The following is a 21729-nucleotide window of genomic DNA, read 5'->3' on the forward strand; positions in this document are numbered from 1 at the left end:
ATGGAAGGTTTTTTCCCTTTAGCCTCGGGTTCGAAGGGGAACTGTACCTATTTGGGAACGGACTCCTGTAAAATTCTGATAGATTTAGGTATTAGCAAGCAGCTTGTAACGCATGAACTATTATCTATGAATATCTATCCCGAAGATATTCAAGCTATTTTTATTTCTCATGAGCACTCTGATCATATTTCCGGAATTAAAAGTTTTGTAAAAACATACAATACAACAATTATCTGTAACCTCGAGACTGCACGCAGTCTATGTCAGATATTGGATGTTCATCCTACTTTTAAGATTTTTTCTACAGGAACAACATTTTCCTTCTATGATTTAAAAATTCAAACTTTCAATGTTCCTCACGATGCTATAGATCCAGTAGGATTTATTTTTCATTACCGTGATGAAAAGCTGGGTTTTTGTACTGACTTAGGCTGGATAACTTCATGGATCGTTCACGAGCTTTATGATTGCGATTATTTGCTTATAGAAGCAAACCATGATCCCGAACTCGTCCGGCAATCAACGCGTCCTGATATTTATAAAAAACGCGTTCTCAGCAAACTAGGGCACATATCCAATCGTGAGTGCGGAGAATTATTACAAAAAATTCTTACTCCTAAAATTAAGAAAATCTATCTTGGTCATCTTTCTAGAGAATGCAACACTCCTGAATTAGCTCTATCCAATGTATCTTCTGCTATAGAGAATATTACATCGATTCTTCCCGTAATTGCAGAAAGCCAAGGAATTTCCGACCCCATTTACTTTAAGCCTTTAGTAAACGTATGAAATTAGAATCCGTTTCATCCAAGCCTCTATATATTTCTTTAGATCATAACTGGGAAGAGAGCACTCCCTACAGTATGGAGAGAGCCTCTCAATTACTTAATTTCAAATTTCTTCCTTTTCTTACTTTTACAGATTGGAAAGTAGAGGAAAAAGTCCGAAAATTATGTGATAAGGTTAAGAGAAGACATTGCATTTCTCCACTAGCTAAATGGCTTGGAGAACTTCATAAACAAGATCTAATCACTCCTCCCATGCCTCCTATAGCAGTATGCTGGGTAAATTCCTATATTGGTTATGGGGTTTTTGCTCGAAAAAGAATCCCCGCTTGGACATATATTGGTGAATATACTGGAATGCTTCGTCGCCGTCAGGCTATTTGGATGGATGAAAACGATTATTGTTTTCGTTATCCCCTATCTGTAGGATTATGGCGCTATTTCACTATCGATAGCGGTCGTCAAGGGAACTTTACTCGTTTTATTAATCATAGCGATAAACCTAATGTGGAGGCCATAGGCGTTTTCCAAAACGGATTATTTCATGTGGTTATTAGAACAATTCAAGTAATTGAAGCGGGCGAGGAATTATGTTATCACTACGGCCCGCTATATTGGAAACACAGGAAAAAACGAGAAGAGTTCATTCCTGAAGAGGAGTAAATATTTAGCTCTTTTCGTATGTTCCCATTAATTCAGCACTGTCTACAACGTGATTTTCCATCACTTCAAGAAGCTGATCTCTGGTAACATTTTCTTCTGCTGGTAAGATAGTATCTAAAGCGTAGCAGTAGAAAAAATAGCGATGTTGTCTATCTGGTGGGCAGGGACCTTCATAACAAGCTTTTCCTGAAGTATTCAATCCCTGAACAGCAAAAATACTTGCTCCCTCTGCTAGCTCGGTTATGGTTGGAGAGAGGTTATATACCACCCAGTGAGTCCAAAGACCGTCGGCTCGTAGACTTTTAGGCACATCGGGATCTTCTACGATCAATGCTATGCTTTTTGCTTCTAGAGAAACATCTTTAAATATTAAGGGTGGAGAAATGTTAACGCCTTGACATGTATATTTTTTCGGAATTGGTTTTCCATAGTCAAATGCTGGTGAGAGTAATTGCATAATTCATCTCCGTTTAGATATCTAGATTTTGCAAAACATTGGATTTAGCATCTTCTTCCAGTCTAAGTAGGGCAACTTCCCTATTTGTAGATAATACATCCTTAAACAAAGCTACCAAAGCTATAGAATTTAGAATTACCATACCCGCAAACCCTGCATCAGAAAGACTCCAAATTAATCGCATGTCTACAATTCCTCCGAAAGGTATAATTGCAACAAACAGAATCTTTAACCAGGAATTAGCTCGTTTTCCAGGTATCATATATTCTAAACTTTTTTCTGCGCAAGCAAACCAAGTCAAAGCTGTTGTGTACCCAAATAAGGCCATCGCAAGAATAACAACAAGTCCTCCAAGAGATCCTAGACTTGATTTAAAGGCATGTAGCACCATAAGCGTTCCTTCTTGTCCCGAAGCATAGGCTCCAGACACAATAAGTACGAGAGTTGTAATCGAACAGACTACCATAACAATAACGGGTGGCAAGAGAGTAACCAAACCATCAATCACAGGATTTTTACTTTGAGAGTCAGATTGTAAAATTGACACCATACCACTACCACAATCAGTTGCCATGATAGCGCGGCTCATTCCTGTTGAAATCACTTGAGTTATTGTATAACCTCCCAAACCTGCAATCGTAGCTTTTATCCCGAATGCAGACGAAACAACAAGTTTTAATGCAGGAAGAATCATAGAACCGTGTTGCGCAAGAATAACAAGACAAGAAATTGCATAGAAGCCGGCAATAAAAGGAATTACTCTAGCTGAGAATCTAAGAATACGCGTATTTCCTCCCACGAGCACAGGAAGAATTGTTAAAGCAAGAATAAAGCCTATCAAAAACTTCAGGGATGTACTTTCAGCGCAAAGAGGCACGATACAATTAATTTGTACAAAATTTCCTGCTGAAAACGCTGTGATAATTGTGAATATACAGAAAAGACCGGCAAGGAACCTACTCCCCATACCATAGGCCAGGCATGCTGTTGGCCCCCCGATAAACTCTCCTGACTTCCCGTGAAGTTTACGATATTTTATCCCTAAAAATGATCCTGAATATTGAACAATCGCTCCTAAAAGAGCAGCTATCCAAATCCAAACTAAAGCACCTGGACCTCCGCAAGCAATAGCAATAGCCATACCTGCGATATTCCCAGTACCAAAATTTCCAGCAAGAATCCCCGCTACAGCTTCATAACGAGATACCTTACCGTCTTCAGTAGATGGACTCTCCTGTTTATTTTTTAGCATGAGCTTAAAGCCAAGCCTTAATCCCGTGAATTGTAAACCACGAAGTTTCCATGTTAGTAACCCACCAAGAAATAAAATCATCGGGAATACACAGAAGGAAATGCAAAAATTATTTAATTGTTCTAGAAAATGTAACATTGGTCTCTCTTTTTATTGCTAATAGTGTTCTTAATGGAAGATCACAGCAAAATTAGCTCGTAACTTCCTCTCCTTGTTTAGGGGAAAGGAAGCTTTGTTGTAGAGAGCTTAAGAAGGTTGAGATATCACGATATCTAAAAGCTCAGGCCACCTTTCCCCTTGCACAATGGAGGCAACGGTCCCGGAATCCAATCCTAAGGTGGAGGCAAAAGCAGCGATATCTTCTTCAGTGATAACACCCTGAGAAGCAGCTTGAGAAAATACTTCGCTTAATTCGGACATGAACATATTCCAAATCCAATCACGGCCTTGCATTTTCTTCATCCCCTCAATCAATGAAGGGTTTTCAGCTAACAGCTTTAATAAAGCTAAGGGGTGAAGTTCTCTGATACGGTTTAAAGCGCTCTTAATCTGACTTTGAGACATAGCTAATGAAATAGAAGATTTTTCAGAAGCAGCGTCAACGACGAAAGAGATATCTCTTTTGTCTTGATCTGTTATCTGAGCTTCATATTTCTTAAAATTAGCTTGCACTTTCTGTGTGTCCTTCTTAGATTGGCTACGTCGAACAAATAATCTTCGCGAACGACGTGAAGGCTTCTTTTCACTTTCCGTGAGTATAACAGATTCGTTATTTATGTCCTTCGAGTTTTTTGAACGCTGCTTAGATCCATAAGGGCTCAAGCAGCAACTACTCAAACTCAAGAGCAATATCAAACCGCCAAAACTGTACTTATAGATATATTTTTTCATTACTTTAGTTAAATTTAAAATTAAAAGTTATAATATTGTATCACAAACGCATTAAAAATAGTGCGTATTTACGTTTTTATTTTTTATTATTAAGATTTTTAACATCATAACGATATCTCTCTGGCTTCTCTCTGGGAAATGATTCTTGAGTTTCTCGGGTTGATTTGTTATTGGCCATTTTGTTATCAACATGGGGCATTTAGTTAATCCTCTTTATCAAGGGAAATTAACAAAACAATTAGATGCCAGAGGATCTTATGTTAAAAATCCTTATAATTCGAAGCTGCGCTTGTTTAGTAGCTTGTCTTTTAAGTTTTCCTTACATTTCTTATGGAGCTCCGACTTCATCAACGATGCTCTCCATGAATACGCCTTCTGGCAAAGGGAAAATAGGGTCTGATTCTTGGATCGAATACAAGTTGCGTCAATATCCAGAACTACTTTGGTTAACAGAGCCATCGACTGCGACAAGTATTACCTCAACATCTAAAACAGCTTATTCTTTATCATTATTTGATAGAAAAATCCCTGCTTTTGATGTCGCTATACGCAGTTTGATGTATCTCCATTTATTAATACAAGGTTCGCGCCAATCTTATGCACAGCTCTGTCAGCTACAACCATCGGAAGATAGTATCACGTTTAAGCAATTCCAAACTACCCACAGGCAGTTGATTTATTTCTTAAACTCCCCTAAACATTTTGACAACACTTTAAAAATCTTAGAAACAGCTATTGTTTTAAAACACATGGGGTGCTCTGCAAAAGCTGCTGCAAATTTTAAACCTTACTTCACAGAGTCTCGCGCTGATGCTTTCTATGCGAAAGCTTTACATGTGTTAAAGGCGTTTCCAGAATTAAGCCCCTCGTATTCTCGATTGTCTCCTGAACAAAAAGAGGTATTTGTCACTTTGCGCCGTTTAGGTGATTACGATTCGCTCTTCAATCTTACAACAATGCCGAGTGCTCAACTTCTATCCATTGGCAGAGCCAAGCGTCCTTTAGTCGTTTTAGATCTATATCTCTACTCTCTGGACATCTGCGGAGAAAACAACTGTTCTCAAGAATTTTACTATAATTTTGCTCCTTTATTATCCATGCTCCAACAACATGCCACTGTAGAGGAGGCCTTTTCCCGTTACTTCACATACAGAGCCAATCGCTTGGGATTTGAAGGATCTTCCCGTAGTGATATGGCTTTAGTACGCTTAGCAACTCTTATGGAGCTTTCACCCGTAGAAGCTAATGCTCTTACCTGGAGTTTTAAAAATCTCCCCATTGATGAATCCGAAAGTTTAGTAAATAGTTTCTATACAACACAAGGGGAACACGTTCCCTTAGAAATCCGAGGCCTTCCTAATCTCATTACTGGTTTACTACAGGCAAATCACGGAACAGCAACAGCAAGTCCTGAAAGCCGTTTACGTCAAGTTTACTCTACAGCATTATCCTTAGTAGTAAAAAGTTTGCGTGTTCACAAGGATATGTTAAAAAAGCAATTGCTTGACCAAACAACTGTTTTAGACTTTTCAGAAACTACGGTTTCTTGTGGAGGTTTAGATATCTTTTCGGAGAATATTGCTGTGCGGGTACACTTAAATGGTTCTGTTAGCGTTACACTTTAAAGTGCAACACTACATTATTATAACTTTTTAAAAAGATCAGCCATTTCTAAAGCTGTTTTCATCCCGGAAATCCCTAAATTTGACCCCTTAATTCCTGCACGTTGCCATGCGGAATCTATGCAAGGTGCTGTGATGACTGAAAAGGTAATTGGGAGATTAAATTCTATAGATAATTCGCTAATCCTTGCTGAAACCTGATCAGCTATATGGTCATAATGTGTGGTTTCACCTTTAATAAGGACACCACAGGCTACTATAGCATCGTACTCTATACCTGAAGTAAGAAGTTTCTTCAATGTACAAGGAATCTCAAACGATCCGGGAACACGTACTATGGTCAACATATCTTCTGTTCCACCTAGATCCAGAAAAGTCTGCTGTGCTCCTGAAACCAATGCATCGGCTATAGGCCCATTAAAACACGCACCAACGATAGCAATGCGCATCCCTTTTGCCGATGCTACCCCTTTAAATGTTGTCATATAATCCTAGATTATCTTGTGTTCACTTCCTCAATATAGGGGAAGTCTATCCAATGCCCCATACGCTCCTTTTTTGTGCGTAGGTAACACTCGTTTTCTTCGGAGACATTAATTGGGAGAGCGATTCTATCAACAATCTCCAACCCAAAACCCTGAAGCCCGAAATATTTGTGGGGATTATGGGTAATCAATTTGATCTTTGTCAATCCTAGATCAACTAAAATCTGAGCTCCTATCCCATACTCTCTAGAATCTACGGGAAAGCCAATTTCTAAGTTAGCATCGACAGTGTCGTAACCACGATCTTGTAAAGCATAAGCACGAACCTTATGACCTAAGCCAATACCGCGTCCTTCCTGTCCGCGTAGGTAAACAACAACACCCTCTCCTTCCAACGCAATATATTCCATAGCAGAGCGTAGCTGATGTCCACAGTCACAACGCGTGGATCCCATAATATCCCCAGTAAGACATTCAGAATGCACACGAACAAGAATATTTTCTTTTCCCCTTATATCACCTTTCACCAAAGCAATATGTTGGATACCGTCAAGAAGAGATTCATAAACATGAATATTGAAATCCCCATATTCTGTAGGAAGACGAGCTGACGAAACAGGAATCACTAACCTTTCGGATAGCATACGGTAGGCTATCAAATCCGAAATAGAGATTACCGAAAGTTTGTGTTGTTTAGCGAATTCTATAATTTGAGGAAGACGCATCATAGTATGGTCTTCGTTAACAAGCTCTGAAAGAACCCCACAAGGCTGCATATTCGCTAAACGCACAAGATCTAAAGCAGCTTCTGTATGTCCAGCACGTTTTAATACGCCTCCTGGAGTGCCTACTAGGGGGAAAAAATGTCCTGGCCGGACAAAATCTTCAGGGCGACTATTAGGATCAGATAATAACTCTACAACTTTTGTTCTATCTGCTGCAGAAACTCCTGTAGTTATACCTTTGGCAGCATCTACAGAAACTGTAAATGCTGTATGATAACGACAACGATTATCTTCAACCATAGGGGGCAATTCTAAATCTTTTATTCTCTCAGGTTCTAAAGAAGCACAAATAATTCCTGTCGTATATTTAAGAAGAAAAGTCATTTTTTCTATGGTCATCTTTTCACCAGCGATGATAAGATCCCCTTCATCTTCTCTCGAAGCTTCATCAACAACAATAACAAATTTCCCCTCGGAGATATCTGCGATTGCCTTTTCTATTGGGACAAAACATGATGCACATGCATCCTCATCGGATTTTATCACTAGGGTTCCTCCCAATTACTGACCTCTATCCTCTAGGAATCCTAATAGAAATCCCCTATTCACTTCAATCCCTTCTCCTATTTCCTCTACCCAACAATTTCCCAACACGTTTTTAAAGAATTTCCTAAAATCTTAGAAAACTTAGGAAGAATTTTTTGAGCGGAATCTAAACGATACCCCAAATTTCCGAAAAGTGGTTTCCTTTGATCTCCAAAAACTTTTGGTCCCAGGTAAACAACTAGAGCATTTGCTAAACGTTCTTTCAAAAATTCAGTGTGTAAAATAGAGCCCCCTTCAATAAGAACCTGTAAAATATGTTTGGTAGATAGATATGAGATTAATTCGTGTAAATTTACTCTAGAATTTCGAGGTTCGGTAACTAAAACCTCTACACCAAATTTTTCAATATTTTTAATATGATCTTTTGAACATTGCGACGTGGTTACGTAGAGAGATTGTCCAGGACTATGAAAAATTTTTGCCTCTGCTGTTACAGCACCCAAACTATCAACAACAACACGTAATGGTTGATGAGAATAGAGCTCTCCAGAAGGTTTCCTTGCAGTCAACAGAGGATTATCTTGTAAAACAGTTTTAGAACCCACAACAACAGCCTGAGAACTAGCACGTAATTTACCCACATCAATGCGAGCTTCCGGGCAAGTGATCCACTGAGATTCTCCATAACTGTCGGCAGTCTGACCATCCAAAGTCGCAGCACTTTTAAGCACAATCCAAGGCTTGCCGAAGGTACGTTGATAAATATAAGATTTTAAAGACTCCTCAGCCTCTTTTTTACCTAAGCCTTCAAAAACACGTATCCCTGCTTGTCTTAAAGCAAAAACTCCCTTACCAGCAACCCGGTTATCAGGATCTAATAAAGCAACGTAAACAGTAGAAATTTTATATTTGATTAATAGATTCACACAAGGAGGTGTGCTTCCATAATGACAACACGGCTCTAAAGTTACGTAAACATCACTACCCTCTACAGATACGGATGTAGAGTTTATCGCATTTTCTTCTGCGTGCGGTTGACCTTTTTTCTCATGATATCCTTCTCCTATAATCTGTCCATTTTTTACAATTACACAGCCCACCCAAGGATTAGGTGGGGCAAAAAACCTTCCCTTTTCTCCTAATTCTATAGCTCGACGCATAAAAAATAGTTGTTGCTCAGAGAAATCTTCCATATACTTTGCCTTTGTGAGAAAAGGTAATTAAAGAGATACAAGGATGTTGGATATAAAATTAATACGCAAGGCACCTGAAGAATGCGAAACCCGTCTTCGCAGGAAAGATCCTAATATTTCTCTTCTTCCTATTCTTGATTTGGATAAAGAAGTCCGCCAATTGAAAACAGATTCAGAATCTCTACAATCTCAAAGAAAACTGCTGTCTACACAAATCCATAAAGCCAAGGCTCAAGATGAAGATGTATCTAATATGATTGGTGAAGTTGAAAAACTCTCTCAAGATTTGGAGAAATTAGAGGCTTTACTTGAAGAAAAAAATGCCACTTTACAAGACCTTCTCGTACGTCTTCCTAATTACCCTGAAGAAGATGTTCCTGTATCCCCCGACAAATCGGATAATCAAGTAATTAAAAGTGTAGGTTCTTTGCCAACATTTTCTTTCACTCCTAAACATCACGTAGATCTGAATCAAAAATTACAAATTTTAGATTTTAAACTTCCTGCAAAAACTTCAGGATCTGGATGGCCTGCATATAAGAATCAAGGTGTTCTTTTAGAGTGGGCATTACTTACTTATTTATTAAATAAGCAGCGAGAGCACGGATTTCAATTATGGCTCCCTCCCCTTCTTGTAAAACGCGAAATTCTTTTCGGCTCGGGACAAATTCCTAAATTTGACGGTCAATACTATCGTGTAGAAGACGGGGATCAATCTCTTTACCTGATTCCTACTGCTGAGGTTGTTCTCAACGGATTCCATTCTCAAGAAATTTTTAATGAGAAAGATCTACCTATATATTACGCGGCATGTACACCATGTTTCCGTAGGGAGGCTGGAGCTGCGGGTGCTAACGAACGTGGACTTGTTCGTGTACACCAGTTTAATAAAGTAGAGATGTTTGCTTTTACTACTCCAGAGCAAGCTGATCAGGCTTATGACAAGATGCTTGCTGTTGTGGAAGACATTCTCACAGAATTAAAACTTCCTTACCGTTTATCTTTACTTTCCACAGGAGATATGTCTTTCACAGCCTCAAAAACCATAGATGCCGAAGTTTGGCTCCCTGGACAACAATCTTACTATGAGGTTTCTTCTATTTCCCAATGCACAGATTTCCAGTCACGTCGTTCAGAAACTCGTTATAAAGATAGCCAAGGGAAAATGCATTTTATCCATACCCTTAATGGTTCAGGTTTAGCAACACCACGTTTATTCGTTGCAATTTTGGAAAATAATCAGCAAGAAGATGGCTCTGTAATTATTCCTGAAATTCTACGCCCCTACTTAGGAAATCAAAAAGTATTATTACCTCAAAAATAGGATCTGTATTGCAAATATGAAAAAATCTAAGGCACTATAAACTATATACCGCATGGATAAGATTGATGAAGACCGATTATCACCATTTCAAAAACACAACTCCTGAAGAGCATCTTAAGACTGTTAGAGATCAACATGGAGTTTGTATTGGCGAACCTCATACAACAATAAAAGGCTTTTTCTATCATCTAGCAAGTGATGCCTTATCTACAGGTATCTTCCTATTTTTTATCAGAACACTTGCCTTTCTTCTTCCTATTTCTCAAGGAACACAAACAGAGGTTCTATTTTCACTAGGATTGGGATGGATTTTTTATCGAGGCTGCCTGAAAGCAAAAAAAGCCTGGTCTTACATGGAGCTTTCCCATCGTTTTATGCTTCAGGAAAAAGAGGAAATAGAAAAACATCCCGAACAAGAACTTTTAGAACTCAATGTTATTTTTAAAAATCAAGGGTTCAAATCACCCCTTCTTGAAGAAATGGTAGATTATGTCAGTTCTGATTCTACTCTCCTTCTTGATACTATGATCCGCGAAGAACTTCATATTTCTATCGAGAACTTCCCGCATCCTTTAAAACAAGGGGGGACACGTATACTTGGAGGACTTATCGGTTTAATTCTCTTCTTACCACTAGTTCTCTGTTCTAGTTATACAGTAGCAGGTGTATTATCCGGAGCACTCATCACCATACTCTCTGCTACCAAAGCAAAAATATTAGGAAATGATGTGATCACAGAGGTTGTGTGGGTTTTAGGTATTTTTATTACCTCCATAAGCATCGTTTGCACTTGTGTAAAATTTTTATAGAGCCCAGGTATCGTAGTGTTTTCACAATTATTCTCTACACCATTTTCACCAGAAATATTAAACAATTTTTTTGAATCAGGCATGACAGAAGATAATAGCCCCATGTTATCCCAAAAGAATCGGTTGTTGAGTCGCAACCTTTCTTTAAAGTCTGCATGTATTTCTTTAGGAACATATCTGTGTGCGTTAGCTTTTTATTGGTTTCGCATTGTTGATATTTCTAATTTATTTGTTGTTTTTACGTTTTTTCTTGCTGGAACCCCAGCTCTGATAAAGTCTTTAGATGATATCCGCAATAAGACTGTGAATATTGATATTTTAATGACCTCAGCGGCCTTCGGCTCTATTTTCATTGGCGGGGCCTTAGAAGGGTCTTTACTTCTTGTTTTATTTGCCATTTCTGAAGCCCTTGGACAAATGGTATCAGGGAAAGCAAAGAGCACACTAGCTTCTCTGAAACATTTAGCACCCACTATTGCCTGGATAGTTGGTGAAGATGGGAACTTAGAAAAAACGCCAGTAAGTCAAGTTCAAGTTGGTGATATTATCCGAGTCAAAAGTGGTGAGATCGTTCCCTTAGATGGAGAAATTATTCACGGTTCCTCTTCTATTAATCTTATGCATCTTACTGGAGAAAAAATTCCTAAGTCTTGTCAGATGGGCTCCATAGTTCCCGCGGGAGCACATAATCTTGAAGGTAGTTTTGATCTGAAGGTTTTAAAGACAGGTGCAGACTCAACAATTGCCCATATTATTAATCTAGTTATTCAAGCACAGAAATCCAAACCTCGTTTACAACAACGTTTAGATAAATATTCTTCAGCCTATGCATTAACAATCTTCGGTATTTCGTCATCTATAGCTGTTTTGGTTCCTCTATTTACCTCTATTCCTTTCTTAGGACCAAATAGTGCTTTTTATCGTGCCTTAGCATTTCTCATTGCAGCATCTCCCTGTGCATTAATTATTGCTATTCCGATTGCCTATCTAAGTGCAGTAAATGCCTGTGCAAAACATGGAGTCCTTCTTAAAGGCGGTGTCGTCTTAGATCGCTTAGCTTCTTGTAATTCTATTGTTATGGATAAAACAGGAACACTAACCACAGGAGAGCTTACTTGTATTGGTTGTGATAATTTCGGACAAAAAAATCCCAATTTCTTCCCTGCTATTTTAGCTTTAGAACAATCTTCTATGCATCCTATTGCACAAGCAATTGCTGCCTATCTTATAAAGAATAATGTTTCTTCTCTCCCTGCTGAAGAATATTGTATGATTCCTGGTAAAGGGGTTCGGGGTATTTTCCAAGGTCAAGAGGCGTTTGTAGGAAGAGTCGATACAGCTCTACAAAAAGTCCCTCAAGAGTACGTTCAGGAACTAGAAGAGCGTGTACATACTGCCAGACAACGCGGAGAAATATGTTCACTAGCTTATTTACAAGGAAGCTGCGCATTATTTTATTTTAAAGATACTCCCCGTCCTGATGCTGGGAAAATTGTGAGAGAACTTAGAGATGAAGGTTATCCTATTAGCATGCTCACAGGAGACCATCAAATTAGTGCAGAAAATACTGCGAAGCTCTTAGGGATTTCTGAAGTCTTTTCTGATCTATCTCCAGATGATAAATTAGAAAAAGTACGCGAACTCGCCAAGAAACGCCATATCCTTATGGTTGGTGATGGTATTAACGATGCCCCCGCTCTCGCACAAGCAACAGTTGGTGTTGCTATGGGAGAAGCGGGAAGCGCCGCAGCGATAGAAGCTGCCGATATTGTTCTTCTCCATGATGCAATTTCCCTATTACCGTGGATCATAAGAAAAGCAAAGAAGACGCGAAAAATCGTCACACAAAACTTAGGCTTAGCCTTAGCGATTATCCTTCTTGTTTCATGGCCTGCCTCACTAGGAATTATTCCTTTATGGCTTGCTGTAATTCTCCATGAGGGCAGCACCATTGTGGTTGGGCTTAACGCCTTACGGCTGCTAAAGTAAGCTTTTAGTATTTTGAGAATCTACGACTATAGATACTTTGTAAAATTCCTAAAGATGCCATTGTAGAAATCACTGAAGACCCTCCGTAAGACACTAAGACTAAGGGGACTCCGGTAATAGGCATCAAGCCACACATCATGCTAATATTAATTAACACGTGCATAGAAATATGCACGGTAATTCCTGCAGCTAATAATCTACCGAAATCATCAACAGCCACAGCTACAGTTCGGCAACCAAAACAAATGAGACAGTAAAACATCCATAAGGCAAAAAATAGGCCAATCAAACCGAACTCTTCTCCTAAAGCAGAAAATACTGAATCTGTATAACCGTAAGGCAACCATCCTCTACCAGCAAATTCCCCAGACTTCCATCCACGACCTTTAACACCACCTAAGCCAATAGAAATTAAAGACGCACGTTGATGATGATTAGAAGGGCTTAGCCTTTCGTATTGGTATTCTTTAATCACCTTTAGTGCATAAGGCTTAACCTTCTCGTGAGAAATTATTCCTGAGAAAATCAGCAAAGAGCAGAACATGCTTAAACCTGCAATTGTTGCACAAATTTTCACAAATAAAGGATGGATATTCCCTAAATAAAAAATTGCCAAGGCAACAGGACATAGCACCAGGGCGGTTCCTAAATCTGGCTCTTTAAAAATAAGCAAAAAGGGAATACCAACAATAATACAAGCAAGTAGAGCTGTGGTCTTTGAAGAAATTACTGATTTGCGCACATCTAGTGTATAGCTAAGCATGATTACAACAATAAGCTTGGCATACTCAGAAGGTTGGACACTCAAACCAATAAAAGAAATTCTATACCATCTATGAACATTTTGTACTGTGGGGACAAAAAATAAACCTACAAGGCTCAAAAGCATAAGAATATAGAGAACCCACGCCCAGCTTCTTAATCTATGGTAATCAAGATACATACATAAAGAAAAAGCTAGCCATCCCAAAGCAAAATGACGAATTTGCATGATGCTTTTATTCGTGAATAACCCCTTGGATGATGTGACTAGGATGGTAGAGGGGTCCATAGAAGAAATAACAACTACGCTAATCATCATTAATAAAATAATGACAATAAACACCCAAGAATTGACATAGCTGAAATATCTAGCGTTTCTCATAATGCTCTTTATAGCTTAAGAGTGGGATACTTCCAATGAAAGTTATTTATTATGAAATAGCAGAAACTCCTTCCACAAATGAAACAGCAAAACAGCTTATACATCTATGGAATCCCTATGTCCTTACTGTTATTTCCACTCAAAAGCAAACAGCTGGGAAGGGTAAATTTAATAAAACTTGGCTTTCGTCGAATAAAGACCTTACCATATCGTTATGCTTTTTCATTACTGACTTAGATATTGATGTTAGCCAATTATTCCGTTTAGGAACAGAAGCTGTTCTGGCTCTCATCCAAAATTTGGGCATTCCTAATGGAACTATAAAATGGCCAAATGATGTTTTAGTAAATGAAGAAAAACTCTGTGGCATTCTTAGTGAAACTATTCCTGTGCAAGGCAATTTAGGAATTATTTTAGGGATAGGGATAAATGGTAATACTAAAAAAGAAGAACTTGCTTTTATAGACCAACCAGCAACATCGCTTTCAATACTATTAAATCACACTGTAGATCTTGAAGAAATTCGTGAGAAGCTTATTGAACATGTAAAAAAAAGTATCCTGCAAAGATTCTCAAAAATCCTAGCGAGAGAAATAGATCCTAGGTAGATCAAGAAAACGAAACAGTTTAGAGGCTATCCACAACGACGGACTTGATCGCTGCTTTAGATATTTTTCAACAGCCTGCTCGTAGGCAGCGGTCTCAAAGGCAAATAAATTATCCCTAGCCCAAAAATCCTCTAGAGAGCAAACAATAGCCTCACATTCATGATGTTCTCCTATAGATTCTAAAATCTGATGGACAAGTTTAGGAAGAGTTTTTTCCATTTCTTGAAATGCAAAAAGAATATCGTAACCATGTTTTAAAAACTTTCTCCAAGACATCTTATGATGCTGCGTTAAAAACTCTGCTTCCTGAGATAATCGTGGTGAAGCAAAATTTACTGAAAGAGAAAGTAACGCCTGACGTTTTGCTATTGCATGAGAAAGCAAACACTCCCAAGAAAGCATAATATTCTTTACGAGATAATATAGCTGACAATATGCCCCAAGAAAAGCGCCGAATAATACGCTAAAAATAACTACAAAGACTAATCCTGCCATGGGTTGCATATGGCTCACCAGTGATAAAAAAGCAACAGAGCGCTACATATACGTAAGAATCTCAGCATCGGTAAGCTCACGATATTCCCCATAACGAAGACCTCCAAGAACAAAGCTTCCTATACGAATACGTGTAAGCTCTAAAATAGGCAACCCCACAGCTTCTGCAAACAAACGGATCTCATGTTTTTTCCCTTCATTTACAATAATTTTGATTGTACCCCGACGAATCTTCTCAACAGAAACAGGACGAATTCTCTTACCATCAATAACAGTCCCTTCCATAAGATCTTCAAGATTTTTCGCAGTAATTTCGCGGTTTACCTTAAGTAAATATTCTTTGGTAATTCCAAAAGAAGGATGGATAATCTTATTAGAAAATTCTCCATCATTCGTTACTAAAATCAATCCAGAAGTTTCCTTATCTAACCTCCCGACAGTAAATACCCGATAAGGAAGATGGGAAAACAAATCGATAACCAGTTTATCTCCTGGGAATTTTTTCTCCGAAGAACATAGGTATCCCAAAGGTTTATGCACCATGAAATATACTTTCTTAGTCATACCTACGCGCTGACCATCTACCTTCACAGTATCCATTTCTTCATCTACCGTCACAAAAGGGCCAGGAGCCACACGACCATTTACAGTTACATGCCCTGAAAAAATAATCTCATCACACTTCCTGCGTGATGCAACACCAGAAGAAGCTAAAAACTTATTGAGACGAACCTTTGCCATAATATTCTCCATTCGAGACATATATTGTGCCCAAGAGTGACAATAGAGGTCCACTGTTCTTTGTTATAAAAAAATATTGTCATGGAAAAGATCTTTCTTCTAGACAAAAGTTTTTTTGTTCCTATGCTAGTTTTCTTAATCCACTACTCAGGAAATCATGGCTTTTCTCATCTTATTACGACACGGAAAATCCGTCTGGAATGAAAAAAATCTTTTTACAGGATGGGTAGATATCCCTCTAAGTCAAAAAGGAATCGACGAAGCTATTCTTGCAGGTCAGGCAATAAAAGACTTCCCGATAGACTGTATCTTCACTTCTTCTCTCGTTAGAAGTTTGATGACGGCATTGCTTGCAATGACAAACCACAATTCTAAAAAAATTCCTTATATTATTCATGATGATGAGCAACAGAAACAGATGAGTGGGATCTATAGTGATGAAGAAAAGAATATGATTCCTCTTTATCGTTCTAGCGCGTTAAACGAAAGAATGTATGGAGAACTTCAAGGGAAAAATAAAAAAGAAACTGCTGAGAAATTTGGTGAAGAACAAGTCAAATTATGGAGACGAAGCTATAAAACAGCACCCCCCAACGGTGAAAGTCTCTATGATACCGGGCAACGTACCGTTCCCTATTTTGAAGAAAACATCTTCCCTTTATTGAAGAATTCAAAAAATGTGTTTATTTCTGCTCATGGAAATTCGTTACGTTCACTTATTATGGATATAGAAAAATTAAGTGAAGAAGAGGTACTCTCTTTAGAGTTACCTACAGGAAAACCCATAGTATATTTATGGACCGGCCACACATTCGAACGACATCCAGAACCATTTGGTTAAACAATCAACAAGCAATACCTCCTTCAGTTTCAGTGCGAAAGGGTTTGGATGCTTATGCTGATCCCTTCTCTTTAACACCTTCGTCAGCAATGAAGTTGCTTAATGAAACTGAAGAGGTTGCTCGTACGCTTGTTGGTTGCTCTGAAGAAACCCATACATTTCACTTTCTTCCTCATTTTCCCCATGCTGCTGCAATTATCGTAGCTGCTTTATTGGAAAACCTTACCTTTTTTCAAGGGAGGAATCATCTTTTAGTCTCCTCTCATGAGCAGCAATATAATATTGATGCTATTTGCCACCGGCAAGGATTAAGAACTACTTATGATTGGGTAACAATAAACTCTTCAGGAAGACTTTCTCCAGAAGAACTTACAGAGGCACTAACACCACGCACCCTACTCTTTTCATTATCTGCTGCTAACGGTATGACAGGGTTCATTGAACCTATAGAATCTCTACAACCCTTATGTAAAGATCGTGGTGTCGTTCTACATTTGGACCTTTGTGATATTTTAGGACGTGCAGTAATCACTCCAGAAATGCTCGATGCCGATATTCTTACATTTTCTTCTTTAGCTTTAGGAGGAATTGGAAATATCGGAGGCATGTTTATTAAAAAATCCCTAAGCAAGTTTTTTAATTTATGGCTGCCTACGTATTCTCCAGGAACCTTATGTTTGGGTTCGGTAGCAGCCATGAAGACAGCGTGCCAGGAACGCCTATCCTCTTTTTCTTCATTAATCTTATCTTCAATCAATTTAAGAAATAAGCTTACTAAAGAACTTCAAGCAGCCTGCTCCGACGTCCAGTTTCTTTTCCCAGAATTAGAAAATAAACTTCCTAATGTAATGATTGCCTCTATAGGAGATATTCCTGCTGAAAGTTTAGCATTCTTCCTACATCAGCAAGGTATCTATCCAGGACTTGGCTATGAGCGTTTCCAACCTCTGTCTCAAATACTACAAAATTGTGGGGTATCGCCTTTTCTCTGTCACAGCGCTCTACATTTTTCTTTTACAGAGAGAACGAAAGATGAACAATTTACAACTTTAGGACGTGCTATCCAAGAGGGTAGCGCTCACCTTCAATCTGCAATTGCGAGCTCAGTATGACAATTCCATTTCAACCTGTAGCCTCTTGGGCAAATGTATCCCCAAAAGTTATGAAGAAATTTCATAAATTTTATTGCGGCGGAACATTTTCAGCAGAAAATGCTGAAGCAAAAGGAGCTAATCTGATTATCGGCAGTCAAGGCCATAGGCTTATGGGCAATTATGTGATATTTTATTGGCTGATAGATAAGATAAATGGAAAAATTATCGACGCAAAATTCCAATATTTTGGACACCCTTTTCTACTCGTACTTGCAGAAACAACATGCAACCTAGTTATTGGCAAAACTTATGCTCAAGCTTATAACTTAACTGTTAATAACATCGATACTGAGCTACGTTCCCATCCTAACAAACCCGCTCTTCCAGACAATAATTCAGCTTTATATCACTGTGTCATTGATGCTTTAGATATCGCTGCTGAACAATGTATGGAAATCCCCCTTGAAGATGGTTCCCTACCCCTAAAAGAATCCTTTTTACCTTCAGAGATTGAAGATGCTAATCCCTATACTAAAGAAGCTTGGGAAAGCCTATCTATAGAATCACAATTACATGCCTTAAGAACAATCACTGAGGATAAAATATCACCTTATGTAGCTCTCGATGGCGGCAGCGTGCTTATTGAAAAGCTAGAGGAGAATATTGTAACAATTGCCTATGCAGGAAATTGTTCTGGATGTTTTTCTGCTATAGGGTCTACATTGAATTCTATAGGCGAACTCTTACGCGCCTATGTTTATTCTGAATTGCAAATTAAAGTAAATGAGGCATCTTTAGATTTTTCTATGTCTCAATACTCTGACGAAACTAATTAACTTTTATAGTTCGTGAATTGTCAATAATTCATATCTTTTGATAAAGAATGATGAAATGTTAATAACTCTATGATTATTTCATTATTTTTTCTTGAGGATTGTTGTGTTTTTTCAATTCCTAAAAAAGAAAGCTGCTTCGTTAGGCATCTCTCCTTTAGGCCTTTTAGTTGTTTCTACAGCTTTAGGAAGTGCCCTCTTTTTTGGAAAAAATGCTTCCAAATCTCCTGATTTTTCTGAGCCACCTGCAAAAAAAACTACAGGTTGGTTTAAGCTTAGCCAAGTAGGAAATCCGAAATTACTAGAATCCTTAGCAAAAAAAGAACAGATAGAAAGAGATCTTACAATGTTTCAATCAGTAGCAAATGCCACTGTAGCTCTATCTTTGCCTACGGAAGATGATCCTAATATTGTTCCCCAAGTTTCAGTTATTCTTTCGTCTCATAAAAACGAAGTATTCTCATCATCTCTGTTACTTTCTATCACGGACTATCTATCCAGTAGCATTCCTGGATTAAACAAAGAACATATTACCCTATCGGATAATCTGGGGAATATCTACTCTCCTGGGGAGTTTCCTACTAACTCTCTATTATTATCTGCGTGCGAAGGTTACTTAGGAAAAATTTTCCCTAAGGAACATTTTTCTCTTGCCTATCTAGCAACAAAAAACTCTCCTACTGTGCAGCTAACAATTAATGAGAAGTATTTAGCAAAATTCCCAAAAGAAAAAAGAGAAGCTTTTCTAATTCATGCCGAAGATCATCTAAAGAAAATCTGCGGAAACACCCATGCTATTGTCATCGAAAAATTTCCTTTTTCACAAACAATACAGAAAGATCGTCTCTCTTATAAATTGCTCGTTGGAGGGACTATTCTACTTTCTAGTTTAGGAATTATTGCTTTGGCAAGCTTTTACCTTGCTTTTTACGCTTATGAGCGCATTCCTGTAGAATCAAAAAAAATAAAACAGGGCATAAATATTACAAAGCTGGTAGAGATACTACAAAAAGAATCTCCCGAAAAAATTAGGTTGATTCTCTCGTATTTGGATCCTAACAAAGCCGATGAGATCTTCAATCATTTGCCTGAAGATGTAAAACACCAAGTACTGAAATTATAAACATTAGGAATTAGGTATATCTTGTGACACTGTCTCAATCCCCTGGTTCGCTTTCAGATACTGGAGATTCCCCAGAAAGAAATAAAGACTGGGACGAAGGATTCTCCCAAGGCTTTTCAGAAGGAGAAACCTCAGGATATGATAAAGCCTTTCAAGAACTTCTATCTTTAATTCAGATATTTCGAAAATTATCGATTCGCATGCTTTCTGAAATAGAGAAGGTTCCTCAACAACTGAAACCCGATCTTGTAGAACTCGCTATCTTAACCTGTGAGAAATTCCTCTATAAGAAATTAGACAATGTTGAAGAGCTGGCACTTTTAATTTCCTCTGCTCTACAACAACATACATCTTTGCGATCTTTATCTCCCATAAAGATCTTCCTTCATCCCGAAGATCATAAGAAACTTAATGATTGGATAGCAACGCATGAAGTCCCCATGATTAAACATGCGGAGTTTCTCCCTGACACATCTTGCAAAAAATCCAGCTACAAAATGGAGGTTCCCTCAGGAATCCTAAGACAAGAAATTGGAGAAGAATTAGATCATTTGCTTTCTGTTTTAACTGCATGACACATCTAAATTACGAAAAATCCCAACTTCAATATTGGCAGCCTTACCGCACGTGTGGACTTCTCTCTAGAGTCTCAGGAAATCTCTTGGAAGTTCAAGGACTATCGGCATGCCTTGGTGAACTTTGTCATATTTGCACGCCAAAATATCCTGATCTCCTTGCTGAAGTTATTGGTTTCCATAACCAGACAACATTATTAATGTCGCTATCTCCTATGCACTATGTCGCTTTGGGTGCTGAAGTTCTTCCTCTACGTCGTCCTCCATCACTACATCTTTCTGATCACCTTCTTGGTCGTGTGATTGATGGTTTCGGAAATCCGTTAGACAATAAAGAAAATCTACCAAAAACACATATAAAACCTTTGATCGCTCCTCCTCCATCTCCCATGTCCCGACAGCCTATTCAAGAGATTTTTCCTACAGGCATTAAAGCTATCGACGCTTTTTTAACCTTAGGGAAAGGACAACGCATCGGAGTATTCTCAGAACCAGGAAGTGGAAAATCTTCACTATTATCTGCAATAGCTTCAGGATCAAAATCCACAATTAATATCATTGCTCTTATCGGAGAACGGGGTAGAGAAGTACGTGAATACATAGAGCAGCACGCTTCAGGATTGAAACAACACCGAACTATTATTGTTGCTTCTCCTGCTCATGAAACAGCACCAACAAAGGTAATTTCAGGACGTGCTGCTATGACAATAGCAGAATATTTCCGAGATCAAGGTCATGACGTTTTATTCATTATGGATTCTTTATCAAGATGGATAGCCGCCCTTCAAGAGGTTGCCCTAGCGACCGGTGAAATCCTAGCTGCTCACCAATACGCAGCTTCTGTTTTTCATCATGTATCAGAATTTACAGAACGCGCAGGGAATAATGATCGAGGTTCTATAACCGCCTTATACGCTATCTTACATTATCCTAATCATCCGGACATCTTTACAGATTACCTAAAATCCCTCTTAGATGGGCATTTCTTCCTTACCAACCAAGGAAAAGCTCTAGCTTCACCTCCTATTGATATTCTTCTTAGTCTATCGAGATCAGCGAAAAAACTTACTCTTCCTCATCATTATGCAGCTGCGGAAAAACTTCGTGCCTTATTAAAAACATACCAAGAGGCTTTGGATATTATTCAACTAGGAGCTTACACCCCAGGACAAGATAAAGATCTGGATGATGCCGTAAAAATCCTTCCCAGTATAAAAAGTTTCCTTTCCCAGCCATTATCAAGTTACTCTCAGCTAGAAAACACCTTAAAAGAGTTGGAGGCATTGGTAAATCTTGAGTAAAAAATTAACTAGCCTTTCTACTCTATCGAAAATAAAAATTTATCAGTCTTTATTAAAAGTACGACACTTTAAAAGTAAAAAGTATTATCTATCTCAAGAGCTCGTAAGTATAAAAGACCAGATGACGGTGATTTCTAAAATCAGGAAGGAGAGGTTTTTATACCGCAACAATATAGAACATTACAATTCGCTTTTAGAACACTTGCAAACATTACAAGTATCTATTTATAAAC

At 38.3% G+C, this 21729-nt stretch carries 22 protein-coding genes; 13 read left to right on the forward strand and 9 right to left on the reverse strand.

Annotation, left to right across the window (positions count from 1 at the left end):
* Entirely contained in the window at positions 1-789 is a 789-nt protein-coding gene (locus C10C_RS04510; protein ID WP_117274629.1) for an MBL fold metallo-hydrolase, read from the forward strand.
* On the forward strand, positions 786-1448 hold the full coding sequence (locus C10C_RS04515) for an SET domain-containing protein (protein WP_117274630.1): 663 nt from the start codon (positions 786-788) through the stop codon (positions 1446-1448). The genes C10C_RS04510 and C10C_RS04515 overlap by 4 nt, the downstream gene beginning before the upstream one ends.
* A 4-nt stretch (positions 1449-1452) precedes the next feature.
* On the opposite strand, the gene C10C_RS04520 is transcribed toward C10C_RS04515, so the two are convergent.
* The 3 genes from C10C_RS04520 to C10C_RS04530 all read right to left on the reverse strand — a co-directional run bounded on the left by C10C_RS04520 (position 1453) and on the right by C10C_RS04530 (position 4048).
* Entirely contained in the window at positions 1453-1905 is a 453-nt protein-coding gene (locus C10C_RS04520) for a YbhB/YbcL family Raf kinase inhibitor-like protein (RefSeq protein ID WP_117274631.1), read from the reverse strand.
* A gap of 13 nt (positions 1906-1918) precedes the next feature.
* Positions 1919-3295, reverse strand: coding sequence for an alanine/glycine:cation symporter family protein (locus tag C10C_RS04525; RefSeq protein WP_117274632.1), 1377 nt, complete (start codon positions 3293-3295; stop codon positions 1919-1921).
* Positions 3296-3403: 108 nt separating this feature from the next.
* Complete coding sequence (locus C10C_RS04530) at positions 3404-4048, reverse strand: DUF8085 domain-containing protein (RefSeq protein WP_117274633.1); 645 nt, start codon at positions 4046-4048, stop codon at positions 3404-3406.
* Positions 4049-4305: 257 nt separating this feature from the next.
* On the opposite strand from C10C_RS04530, the gene C10C_RS04535 reads away from it, so the two are divergent.
* Positions 4306-5673 carry a hypothetical protein gene (locus C10C_RS04535; protein ID WP_117274787.1) on the forward strand — a complete coding sequence of 456 codons (1368 nt, stop codon included), beginning with the start codon at positions 4306-4308 and terminating at the stop codon, positions 5671-5673.
* Positions 5674-5690: 17 nt separating this feature from the next.
* Here the strand turns inward: C10C_RS04535 and ribH are convergent, their stop codons facing one another.
* The 3 genes from ribH to ribD form a co-directional block, all read right to left on the reverse strand.
* Positions 5691-6155, reverse strand: a complete 465-nt coding sequence (gene ribH / locus C10C_RS04540; RefSeq protein WP_117274634.1) for a 6,7-dimethyl-8-ribityllumazine synthase — start codon at positions 6153-6155, stop codon at positions 5691-5693.
* Between the two features lie 11 nt (positions 6156-6166).
* Positions 6167-7426, reverse strand: coding sequence for a bifunctional 3,4-dihydroxy-2-butanone-4-phosphate synthase/GTP cyclohydrolase II (locus C10C_RS04545; protein ID WP_117274635.1), 1260 nt, complete (start codon positions 7424-7426; stop codon positions 6167-6169).
* 86 nt (positions 7427-7512) lie between these two features.
* Complete coding sequence (gene ribD / locus C10C_RS04550) at positions 7513-8619, reverse strand: bifunctional diaminohydroxyphosphoribosylaminopyrimidine deaminase/5-amino-6-(5-phosphoribosylamino)uracil reductase RibD (protein WP_117274636.1); 1107 nt, start codon at positions 8617-8619, stop codon at positions 7513-7515.
* A 43-nt stretch (positions 8620-8662) separates the two neighbouring features.
* On the opposite strand from ribD, the gene serS reads away from it, so the two are divergent.
* From serS to C10C_RS04565, 3 genes are all read left to right on the forward strand, one after another.
* Positions 8663-9943 carry a serine--tRNA ligase gene (gene serS, locus C10C_RS04555; RefSeq protein WP_117274637.1) on the forward strand — a complete coding sequence of 427 codons (1281 nt, stop codon included), beginning with the start codon at positions 8663-8665 and terminating at the stop codon, positions 9941-9943.
* Between the two features lie 65 nt (positions 9944-10008).
* The gene (locus C10C_RS04560) at positions 10009-10752 is read left to right on the forward strand and encodes a VIT1/CCC1 transporter family protein (protein ID WP_117274638.1); all 744 of its coding nucleotides are present in this window, start codon (positions 10009-10011) and stop codon (positions 10750-10752) included.
* A gap of 15 nt (positions 10753-10767) precedes the next feature.
* Positions 10768-12741 carry a cation-translocating P-type ATPase gene (locus C10C_RS04565; RefSeq protein ID WP_117274639.1) on the forward strand — a complete coding sequence of 658 codons (1974 nt, stop codon included), beginning with the start codon at positions 10768-10770 and terminating at the stop codon, positions 12739-12741.
* Between the two features lie 4 nt (positions 12742-12745).
* On the opposite strand, the gene C10C_RS04570 is transcribed toward C10C_RS04565, so the two are convergent.
* Positions 12746-13885, reverse strand: a complete 1140-nt coding sequence (locus C10C_RS04570) for an FtsW/RodA/SpoVE family cell cycle protein (RefSeq protein ID WP_117274640.1) — start codon at positions 13883-13885, stop codon at positions 12746-12748.
* Positions 13886-13920: 35 nt separating this feature from the next.
* On the opposite strand from C10C_RS04570, the gene C10C_RS04575 reads away from it, so the two are divergent.
* A complete protein-coding gene (locus tag C10C_RS04575) occupies positions 13921-14493 on the forward strand; it encodes a biotin--[acetyl-CoA-carboxylase] ligase (RefSeq protein WP_117274641.1) in 573 nt (190 codons plus the stop codon).
* Here the strand turns inward: C10C_RS04575 and C10C_RS04580 are convergent.
* Both C10C_RS04580 and C10C_RS04585 read right to left on the reverse strand, forming a co-directional pair.
* Positions 14467-14988: a hypothetical protein gene (locus C10C_RS04580; protein ID WP_117274642.1), complete on the reverse strand. Its 522-nt coding sequence runs from the start codon at positions 14986-14988 to the stop codon at positions 14467-14469. The genes C10C_RS04575 and C10C_RS04580 overlap by 27 nt on opposite strands.
* A 42-nt stretch (positions 14989-15030) precedes the next feature.
* Positions 15031-15729 carry a pseudouridine synthase gene (locus C10C_RS04585; protein WP_117274788.1) on the reverse strand — a complete coding sequence of 233 codons (699 nt, stop codon included), beginning with the start codon at positions 15727-15729 and terminating at the stop codon, positions 15031-15033.
* Positions 15730-15886: 157 nt separating this feature from the next.
* Here C10C_RS04585 and C10C_RS04590 point away from each other — a divergent pair, with 157 nt between their 5' ends.
* From C10C_RS04590 to C10C_RS04615, 6 genes are all read left to right on the forward strand, one after another.
* Complete coding sequence (locus tag C10C_RS04590; RefSeq protein WP_117274643.1) at positions 15887-16570, forward strand: 2,3-bisphosphoglycerate-dependent phosphoglycerate mutase; 684 nt, start codon at positions 15887-15889, stop codon at positions 16568-16570.
* Positions 16525-17682, forward strand: coding sequence for an aminotransferase class V-fold PLP-dependent enzyme (locus C10C_RS04595; RefSeq protein WP_117274644.1), 1158 nt, complete (start codon positions 16525-16527; stop codon positions 17680-17682). Before C10C_RS04590 ends, C10C_RS04595 begins: the two co-directional genes overlap by 46 nt.
* Positions 17679-18500 carry a NifU family protein gene (locus C10C_RS04600; protein WP_117274645.1) on the forward strand — a complete coding sequence of 274 codons (822 nt, stop codon included), beginning with the start codon at positions 17679-17681 and terminating at the stop codon, positions 18498-18500. The genes C10C_RS04595 and C10C_RS04600 overlap by 4 nt, the downstream gene beginning before the upstream one ends.
* 103 nt (positions 18501-18603) lie before the next feature.
* On the forward strand, positions 18604-19620 hold the full coding sequence (locus C10C_RS04605; protein ID WP_117274646.1) for a type III secretion system protein: 1017 nt from the start codon (positions 18604-18606) through the stop codon (positions 19618-19620).
* Positions 19621-19649: 29 nt separating this feature from the next.
* A complete protein-coding gene (locus tag C10C_RS04610) occupies positions 19650-20195 on the forward strand; it encodes a FliH/SctL family protein (protein ID WP_174222247.1) in 546 nt (181 codons plus the stop codon).
* The gene (locus C10C_RS04615) at positions 20192-21496 is read left to right on the forward strand and encodes a FliI/YscN family ATPase (protein ID WP_117274648.1); all 1305 of its coding nucleotides are present in this window, start codon (positions 20192-20194) and stop codon (positions 21494-21496) included. The genes C10C_RS04610 and C10C_RS04615 overlap by 4 nt, the downstream gene beginning before the upstream one ends.
* The last annotated feature ends 233 nt before the right edge of the window (positions 21497-21729 follow it).

Source organism: Chlamydia poikilotherma (assembly GCF_900239975.1).
In the GTDB taxonomy this organism is placed as follows: domain Bacteria; phylum Chlamydiota; class Chlamydiia; order Chlamydiales; family Chlamydiaceae; genus Chlamydia; species Chlamydia poikilotherma.

Excerpts from the sequence above, each read along its gene's own strand:
- C10C_RS04510 (WP_117274629.1), top strand. The coding sequence starts at position 1 with ATGGAAGGTTTTTTCCCTTTAGCCTCGGGTTCGAAGGGGAACTGTACC.
- C10C_RS04515 (WP_117274630.1), top strand. The coding sequence starts at position 786 with ATGAAATTAGAATCCGTTTCATCCAAGCCTCTATATATTTCTTTAGAT.
- C10C_RS04520 (WP_117274631.1), bottom strand. The coding sequence starts at position 1,905 with ATGCAATTACTCTCACCAGCATTTGACTATGGAAAACCAATTCCGAAA.
- C10C_RS04525 (WP_117274632.1), bottom strand. The coding sequence starts at position 3,295 with ATGTTACATTTTCTAGAACAATTAAATAATTTTTGCATTTCCTTCTGT.
- C10C_RS04530 (WP_117274633.1), bottom strand. The coding sequence starts at position 4,048 with ATGAAAAAATATATCTATAAGTACAGTTTTGGCGGTTTGATATTGCTC.
- C10C_RS04535 (WP_117274787.1), top strand. The coding sequence starts at position 4,306 with ATGTTAAAAATCCTTATAATTCGAAGCTGCGCTTGTTTAGTAGCTTGT.
- ribH (WP_117274634.1), bottom strand. The coding sequence starts at position 6,155 with ATGACAACATTTAAAGGGGTAGCATCGGCAAAAGGGATGCGCATTGCT.
- ribD (WP_117274636.1), bottom strand. The coding sequence starts at position 8,619 with ATGGAAGATTTCTCTGAGCAACAACTATTTTTTATGCGTCGAGCTATA.
- serS (WP_117274637.1), top strand. The coding sequence starts at position 8,663 with ATGTTGGATATAAAATTAATACGCAAGGCACCTGAAGAATGCGAAACC.
- C10C_RS04560 (WP_117274638.1), top strand. The coding sequence starts at position 10,009 with ATGAAGACCGATTATCACCATTTCAAAAACACAACTCCTGAAGAGCAT.
- C10C_RS04570 (WP_117274640.1), bottom strand. The coding sequence starts at position 13,885 with ATGAGAAACGCTAGATATTTCAGCTATGTCAATTCTTGGGTGTTTATT.
- C10C_RS04575 (WP_117274641.1), top strand. The coding sequence starts at position 13,921 with ATGAAAGTTATTTATTATGAAATAGCAGAAACTCCTTCCACAAATGAA.
- C10C_RS04580 (WP_117274642.1), bottom strand. The coding sequence starts at position 14,988 with ATGGCAGGATTAGTCTTTGTAGTTATTTTTAGCGTATTATTCGGCGCT.
- C10C_RS04585 (WP_117274788.1), bottom strand. The coding sequence starts at position 15,729 with ATGGCAAAGGTTCGTCTCAATAAGTTTTTAGCTTCTTCTGGTGTTGCA.
- C10C_RS04590 (WP_117274643.1), top strand. The coding sequence starts at position 15,887 with ATGGCTTTTCTCATCTTATTACGACACGGAAAATCCGTCTGGAATGAA.
- C10C_RS04595 (WP_117274644.1), top strand. The coding sequence starts at position 16,525 with ATGGACCGGCCACACATTCGAACGACATCCAGAACCATTTGGTTAAAC.
- C10C_RS04600 (WP_117274645.1), top strand. The coding sequence starts at position 17,679 with ATGACAATTCCATTTCAACCTGTAGCCTCTTGGGCAAATGTATCCCCA.
- C10C_RS04615 (WP_117274648.1), top strand. The coding sequence starts at position 20,192 with ATGACACATCTAAATTACGAAAAATCCCAACTTCAATATTGGCAGCCT.